We start from the raw sequence: 7,884 nt of genomic DNA on the forward strand, positions 1-7,884 counted from the left end.
GACATTGAGAACAAACTAAATAACAGACCAAGAAAACGCTTAGGGTTTAAAACGCCTATGCAGGCGTTCTATAATATTAATTAGCGTTGCACTTGGTGTGTTAATCTAAGAATCTAAATGCTACATCAATAACTCACGCTTACCACTTTTACCCATCGAACTGACCAAGCCAGCCTCTTCCATTGAGTCAACGATACGAGCAGCACGGTTATAACCGATGCTAAACTTGCGCTGAATACTAGAGGCAGAGACTTTTCGCGTCTCCATAATAAACGCCACAGCATCGTTATAAAGGTCATCGTCCTCACCAGAAGCATTCGCCGTACTACCACCGCCACTAGGACTAGACAGTTCAAAGTTGCCTGCCATATTATCGATATAATCCGGCGCACCGCGTTCACGCCACGCATCACAGACGCGGTTGACCTCTTCATCGCTGACATATGCACCATGCACACGGTCTGGCTCAATTTGCCCAGGTCCTAAAAATAGCATATCGCCATTACCAAGCATGTCTTCGGCACCGCCACTGTCTAGAATCGTTCGCGAATCCACTTTTGAGTTCACTCGTAACGCTGCACGCACTGGGATATTGGCTTTAATCAAACCCGTGATAACATCGACCGATGGACGCTGGGTGGCAAGCATCAAATGAATCCCTGCCGCGCGTGATTTTTGCGCCAAGCGCGTGATCAGTTCTTCAGCTTGTTTGCCGACTTGCATAATCATATCGGCAAACTCATCCGCGACAATGACAATCATCGGCAAAGTTTTTAGCTTCGGTGCTTGGCTGATGCTGACACTATCATTGGGTCGCCATAAAGGGTCAAGCATAGGATTGCCTGATTTCTCAGCAGCAATGACCTTTTTATTGAACTCGTTAAGCTTACGCACCTTTAATAAGCTCATTAGCTGATAACGGCGCTCCATCTCTGCCACACACCATGACAAGGCACTAGCGGCTTCAGTCATATCGGTGACGACTGGCGTTAGCAGATGCGGAATGTCGTTATAGTTGGCAAGCTCTAATTGCTTTGGATCAATCAAAATCAGACGCAGCTCATTTGGCGTATATTTGAGTAGCATCGACAGTAGCATTGAGTTGACCAATACCGATTTACCAGAGCCTGTGGTGCCCGCAACCAACATATGCGGCGCGCGGGCAAGGTCAGTAATGATGGCATTACCACCGATATCCTTACCCATCGCCATACTGATTTGGGCTTTCGGGTCGTTGAACTTTTCGGTATTTAATAGCTCAATCAAACGCACCATCTCGCGCTTTTTATTGGGCACTTCGATACCGATATAGGGCTTGCCCGGTATGACTTCGACCACACGCAAAGATGCCATTGATAGCGAACGCGCCAAATCGCGTGAAATACCGGTGACCTTACTGGCCTTTACGCCAGCGGCAAGCTCCACTTCAAAGCGCGTGACAACGGGACCCGGAATAGCATTGACCACAGCAGCCTTGACGTTGAACTCTTGCAATTTGATCTCTAATAACTCAGACAATTGCTCAAGCTCAGCAATAGTATAACTGGGCTTACGATCAGGATCTGGTTTATCTAAAATAGAGATCTCAGGGATAGGCGTCAGACTACTGCGATAGGCAGCCGTTTGCATCGAACGAGATTTTTGGCTAAAGGCGGCATCATCACTAATATGAGGCATCACAGGCAGGTCAGTGTCGTCAGCTCGACTGTCATCTTCTGGCATCATATCAGCAATATGGTTACCGCTATCACCCTCTGGCACGGCAAAGCTTACCGTTGGTTTAGACGCAACTATCGGTTCAATAGCTGGCGCTGTGACGGTAGTTTCTACTGTAGGCGGCAGTTTAGGATTAGCCGGTGGCGTATTGGTCGGGGTCATATCAGCGACTGGTGCGACGATACTTACATCATCCTCTTCTGGAGCAGGACTTTGTATTGACAATGGGCTTTTCCATTGCTCTTCATTTGATAACTTGTCTGCTAACTTGTCTGATGACCCAGCAGAGGCGTCATAAGTATTCTCTACTGCCGTCTTTAGTGCTGGCTGTTCAGGTTTATTAGTATCTTCTTCTGTTTCTTGAGAAGGTGGTGAAACAGGCGCATGCTCTGCTAACCAAGACTCTGCCAATGTATCAACTGTTTCATGCGTTTCATGCGTTGTATGACTGTCATCTGACGTTGCAGCTTGAGGCTCATCCATAAGATGAGGCGCGATTTGCTTGCTTGCTGCCCCTACAACTGCCTGCTCGACGCTGTTTGGTTGGTAATTAACAGTAGAGCTTGCTGTTTGTGTCTCTAGCATTGCCGTTTCTGTTGCCGCATCTGTGGCTACTGAGGTCTCAGTTGGTGACTCAGTATGATTCATATAAGTAGGTGCAGCAGCGTCAGAATACTGATTACTGTCTTGAATACTTTGATCGTGAATAGCAAAGTCGCTGGCCAATAGGTCATCAACGGTATTGGCATCATTCCAAGCAAAGCTCGGCTCCACTTTACGGGTAGACGTCGTGACAGGGTTTGAGGTAGTAGATACCTTGTTCTCGCTAAAGGTGCTAGAGGCATTTACGCTGGTGCTGCTAGACGTGACAGCGGCGCTTGATAAATGCTCGCTCTGACTATCATTCCTCGCGGATACTGGCGTCGCTGCTGCCATAGAAGCCTTGACGCTAGCACCTAACCCAGAAGTCGCTAAAAAATCAGTCAGTACATGACTGAAACGACCACTATTATCTGCTTGTTGCTTATGCGCAGTGTCCTCAGTAGCTTGCAGCTCAAGGGGCAGCTGCTCATACTCTGCTACCGCTTGCGCGGCTTCTTCGTCAGTTCGACTGTCATCATCACACTGTTGATGACGTTCTTTAGTTGCCTGCACACTATCACGCTCGTTATCTTGCTTTCTCACACCAGAACCAAGCCATGATAGGGTCATGATTTTTTGATATATCACCAGCCAATGAATATTAAAGGCAAAGGTCGCGGTGATAATCACGAACACCGTTAAAAAAATCACACTCCCCCACTGCGATAATAATTGAGCCAAACGTGCTTGCAGCTCAAGCCCGATAATACCACCCGCTACCCCTTTGAGGCCTGTGGCGACCGGATCGGCTACTTGCTGCACTAAAGCGATTAGTTGCGCGAATAAAGCACTCGCACTTAGAATTAAAAACACATAAGCAACCAAGCGCAGCAACCAAAACGTCGGCTTATTGTCCCACCAAATAAGAATGGACTCATAGACCACAAACGCCAGCAACCACCATGCGCCAAAGCCAAAAAAGCTATAAAGCAGGTCAGATAACCAAGCACCTGTCTCACCACCCATATTATTGATGGTCGTCATATCACTACTGATATGCGACCAGCTTGGATCATTACCGGTATAGGTCAGTAAAATAACAAACAGATAAACTGCCAGTATCAACCCAAGGAGGGTAAATATTCCTTTTTTCAAATACTCAATAAGCGGTGCTGATATCACGTAAGATCTGCCTTGTTATTAATACTAATTGGTCGCCAATGCATGACTAAGCCTAACCATGCTGACATAAAATTCTGATATAACGCACCAATATAAAGTGCTGATATGCATTTACCTAGTGCAGTGTTTATGATGAAGCGCATCAGGCTAAACCTTGTGTAAAAGGAGTTTAGCCTCATTGACAAGATAAAACATGTGCTTTATCACTTGCCCTTATTTGTCATTTGCTATCGTTTGTCCATCGAATAATTGACTCGGACAAGCGTCATGACACTGGGCATAACCTCCTATAATAACAAATAGATAGGGACGGTGGCGACAGTGTTATAAAGAAAGCGTGCAAGAAAACCTCTTAATAGACAATTTGGGCAAAAATCTGCCACATTTAACCGATATGACTCACAGAAAACGCTTAAACTTCTTACCTAAACGCTTTAAAATACCCAGCCGTTCTTAGGCTGTGTTTGCGCATGTTAAGCATTCCTATAGATGCTTTAATTCTAATGATACCCATGTTTGTTTTAGCAAACTTGCACTTTTTGCCGTCTGCCCTTATGTTATTATCACACAGCAATTAAAAAAACTATACTAACGCATATTTTTGGTGATTATTTCTTATCATATTGATTATTAGCTCTTTTCATTCTTATATTTAGCAAGGAAAAAACATGGCAACTGACAACCCTACTCCACGCCACGAAAAACTCATTATTCTAGGCTCAGGTCCTGCTGGTTACTCTGCTGCTGTTTATGCAGCACGTGCCAACCTAAAACCTGTTATGGTCACTGGTTTAGAAGTGGGCGGACAGCTCACCACCACCACCGAAGTCGACAACTGGCCGGGCGATGCGCATGACTTAACGGGTCCTGCATTGATGGATCGTATGAAAGCGCACGCCGAGCGCTTCGGTACAGAATTGGTCTATGACCATATCAATGATGTCGATTTAACAGAGCGTCCCTTTAAATTAACGGGCAATAACGGCAACTACACTTGTGATGCCTTGATTATCTCAACCGGTGCCTCAGCGCAATACTTGGGCTTGGCATCAGAAGAAAAATTCAAAGGTTTGGGCGTATCAGCTTGCGCAACTTGCGATGGTTTCTTTTATAAAGACCAAAAAGTAGCGGTTATTGGTGGTGGTAATACCGCCGTTGAAGAAGCCTTATACTTATCAAATATCGCAGCTGAAGTCACGCTGGTGCATCGCCGTGATGGTCTACGTTCTGAGAAAATATTACAAGACAAATTGTTTGAAAAAGCCAAAAACGGTAATATCAAAATCGAGTGGAACCATAGCGTCAAAGAAGTGGTAGGCGACGATATGGGCGTCAATGGCGTGGTTTTGGAGTCTACTATCGATGGCAGCACCAAGCAACTAGATGTGTTTGGGGTATTCATTGCTATTGGACACAAGCCAAATACCGAGCTATTCAAAGGCCAAATGGATATGAAAGACGGCTATATTGTGGTCAACAGTGGCCTCAATGGTAATGCGACACAGACCAGTGTTGAAGGGGTTTTTGCCGCTGGTGATGTGGCAGATCATGTCTACCGTCAAGCGATTACTTCCGCTGGTACTGGCTGTATGGCAGCCCTCGATGCAGAAAAATATCTAGACTCGCTAGGCGAAACCGTGGCGACCGATCATACTTATGCATCAACGCTCACTGCTGATAAAGAAGTCTAAATGAGCCACTCTGCTAAAACTGCTAACCCAAGCGTCAGTGTCGATAATCATATCAATACTGACGCTCATATAAAGCCTGAGACTCTAAAAAGTCTTGGGCTTTATGATTTCCCCAATCCTATTTCCGTCGATCCTGAAGGGGTTGGCCTGGTCGCCATGGGCGGAGATCTAGCGTCTGAAACGCTGATTTCTGCTTATGCGCAGGGCTTATTTCCTTGGTTTAATGAAGACGAACCTATCGCTTGGTGGTGTCCTGAGCCGCGCTGTGTGATGCTGCCAACTGACTATCAACCGAGTAAATCCCTACGCAAACAAGCCCACCGCGAACGTTGGCAACTCACTCTGAATCAAGACTTTGATGAAGTGATTCACTCTTGTAGTATGCCGCGCAGCGATGGCTTGCCTGAGGGCGAGCACACGTGGATTCATGATGAGATGATTGCAGCTTATACTAAGCTACATGCGCAAGGCTTTGCGCATAGTATTGAAGTTTGGGACAATAACAGCCAACTAATCGGCGGCTTATATGGGCTAAAAATAGGCAACATCTATTTTGGTGAATCGATGTTTCACCGTGCTTCTAATGCGTCTAAATTGGCGTTTTGGGGCTTGATGCGCTTATGCGCGCAAAGCAATGTCGCGCTTGTGGACTGCCAACTACCCAATGAGCATTTGATGAGCTTGGGGGCAACGACCCTACCACGTGCTGAATTTCTTAACCAATTAGACACACTGATAGCCAGCCGTTCAGTCAAATGGCACAAAGACTCTCATAAACCTTTAGCCGTATCGTTACTAGATACCGCAGAGCCTTGGCAGCCACAGTTATAAGTGCAGACTCAAACTGGATTGTAGATAATAATCGAATCGAACATCTTACTTACGAGGTTATTATGGCTCCTGATACATCATTTTTGTTAATTGGAAAACTGGCCATCAAAGCCAATACAACCAAAGACACCGTACGTCATTATGATGAGCTAGGGCTACTCAAGTCTCGCAAACGTCAGGCCGGCTCACGCTTATATACTGAGTTTCATCCCGAATGCATTGAGCGTATTGAGTTGATTAAAAGCGCACAAGCCATTGGCTTTACCCTTACTGAAATCAGAGACAGTCTTAATGACTATTATGATGGGCAGCTAGATATCGATTTACAACTGACGCTCACACAGCAAAAACTGGCACAAGTCAAAAAACAACAAGCCAATATCAATGTCATGATAGAGCTGTTAAGCGAACGTATTGAAGTGCTTGAGCGAATGAAAGCAGATAGTGACTATGAGCTCGATATTGAAGTGTGCAAAAAGACAATACCCGAGTAATCTAGGGCATGTTCTCATTTATAATACTTATTAATCCAATAGTATGTGTGCTGCTAATGACTATTAAAGATACACACGCTGCATAATCAAGGCGTCAATGGCTGGGTGATGAGGAATCTGGTAATAGCCTTTCCGCCGATGAATCACTGCCAACCCTTGCTGCTCATATAAAGTAATAGCCGCTACATTATCTGCGCGTACCTCTAACAGTAAATGTTCCACCTTATTGTTCATCAACTCAGTATTCAATTTTGCAAAAAGTTGCGAGGCGATACCTTGGCGTTGGTAATCAGGATGCGTGCCGATGCGCAGGATCTCTGCTTGCTCAAAGATAACTTGATAGAGACAGTAACCAACGACTTTATCGCTTTGATAAACGACCAATAAATCAATACTATCTTGCTCAAGTAATTCTATTATTGTCTGATAACCCCAAGCATCTTGCGGTTGAATAATAGTCTCGATATCTTCAACAGCTTGAATAATGCTTTGAGCTTTAGATGATTGTTTATTGAGTAAATCTAGGGTTAGCATTATTATTCCTGATTCTAGTTTTATTACACATATCTGCAAATTCGTGGAGCTTTTGTAGGGTGCGTTCCACGCACCAATAACTATAACCGCAAAACCAATTTATCTCAGTCGCGTAGGTCGCGTTAGTTTTTCAAAATCTTTCAAAGAGTAAAGATAAAACGTAACTCACCATCTGATTTTAATAAGCTCTACCATGACCTGTATACTTACGTTGTACTAAATCGAATCCATACCAAAAGTCGCGCATATGAGTGTCATTCGTATTAAACACTATTCTCAATTCGTTATCAATTTCCCAAGACCAAGCATATATTAGAGTTATTTTTTTATTCTCAATTTCCACATCAGAAAAAAGTATGACGAACATGAAGCTACTCTTCTTGTCGTATACTTTTGCTACAAAACTTGTCTTAGTAGATAGTCTCTCTTTACTAAACACCAAAATATAATCGAAATTATCGAGATTTCTAACTTCATCATATTCAAGGTCAATATCAAAACCGCTTAGCAGTGATACTTTCTCAGGAGTATTAAGTTTCATTTCTTTACCTTATTATCGATTTTGCTAAGAGGTATGACCTTAATTTCTATTGATGTCGTAAAATATTAATAATTAATGCACTTAGATTGATTTACCACAGCGTATCTACGACAGATAGCCAGCCCGTAGATAGCATTAGAATATAACAAATAATCGGTGCGCGGGGCGCACCCTACAGCCAACTTGCATTTATCACCACCCAAAAAAAAAGCCACCCTTTCTCAAGGATGGCTTTTCACGAACTGATCAACTTTCTCAGATGACTCTGATAGGTTAAATCTTAGTTCAATACGTTAGCAACAACACCAGCGCC

The 7,884-nt window shown here is 44.1% G+C and carries 6 protein-coding genes; 3 read left to right on the forward strand and 3 right to left on the reverse strand.

Translation table 11 applies throughout. The annotated features are described in order from the left end of the window. Nucleotides 1–120 precede the first annotated feature (120 nt). Nucleotides 121–3,480, reverse strand: a complete 3,360-nt coding sequence (locus HQR03_RS13715; RefSeq protein ID WP_173240559.1) for a DNA translocase FtsK 4TM domain-containing protein — start codon at nt 3,478–3,480, stop codon at nt 121–123. A gap of 668 nt (nt 3,481–4,148) precedes the next feature. On the opposite strand from HQR03_RS13715, the gene trxB reads away from it, so the two are divergent. The 3 genes from trxB to HQR03_RS13730 all read left to right on the forward strand — a co-directional run bounded on the left by trxB (nt 4,149) and on the right by HQR03_RS13730 (nt 6,496). Continuing rightward, nucleotides 4,149–5,171 carry a thioredoxin-disulfide reductase gene (gene trxB, locus HQR03_RS13720; protein ID WP_101210916.1) on the forward strand — a complete coding sequence of 341 codons (1,023 nt, stop codon included), beginning with the start codon at nt 4,149–4,151 and terminating at the stop codon, nt 5,169–5,171. After that, complete coding sequence (aat, locus tag HQR03_RS13725; RefSeq protein WP_173240561.1) at nt 5,172–6,002, forward strand: leucyl/phenylalanyl-tRNA--protein transferase; 831 nt, start codon at nt 5,172–5,174, stop codon at nt 6,000–6,002. 62 nt (nt 6,003–6,064) lie between these two features. Next, entirely contained in the window at nt 6,065–6,496 is a 432-nt protein-coding gene (locus tag HQR03_RS13730; RefSeq protein WP_025652108.1) for a MerR family transcriptional regulator, read from the forward strand. A 63-nt stretch (nt 6,497–6,559) separates the two neighbouring features. Here HQR03_RS13730 and rimI read toward each other — a convergent pair whose 3' ends face one another. Further along, nucleotides 6,560–7,030 (reverse strand): ribosomal protein S18-alanine N-acetyltransferase, encoded by a 471-nt coding sequence (gene rimI, locus HQR03_RS13735; RefSeq protein WP_173240563.1) that lies wholly within the window; start codon nt 7,028–7,030, stop codon nt 6,560–6,562. Nucleotides 7,031–7,208: 178 nt separating this feature from the next. Further along, complete coding sequence (locus tag HQR03_RS13740) at nt 7,209–7,571, reverse strand: hypothetical protein (RefSeq protein ID WP_173240565.1); 363 nt, start codon at nt 7,569–7,571, stop codon at nt 7,209–7,211. Nucleotides 7,572–7,884 lie beyond the last annotated feature (313 nt).

It is taken from the genome of Psychrobacter okhotskensis (assembly GCF_013248965.1).
Taxonomy (GTDB): domain Bacteria; phylum Pseudomonadota; class Gammaproteobacteria; order Pseudomonadales; family Moraxellaceae; genus Psychrobacter; species Psychrobacter okhotskensis.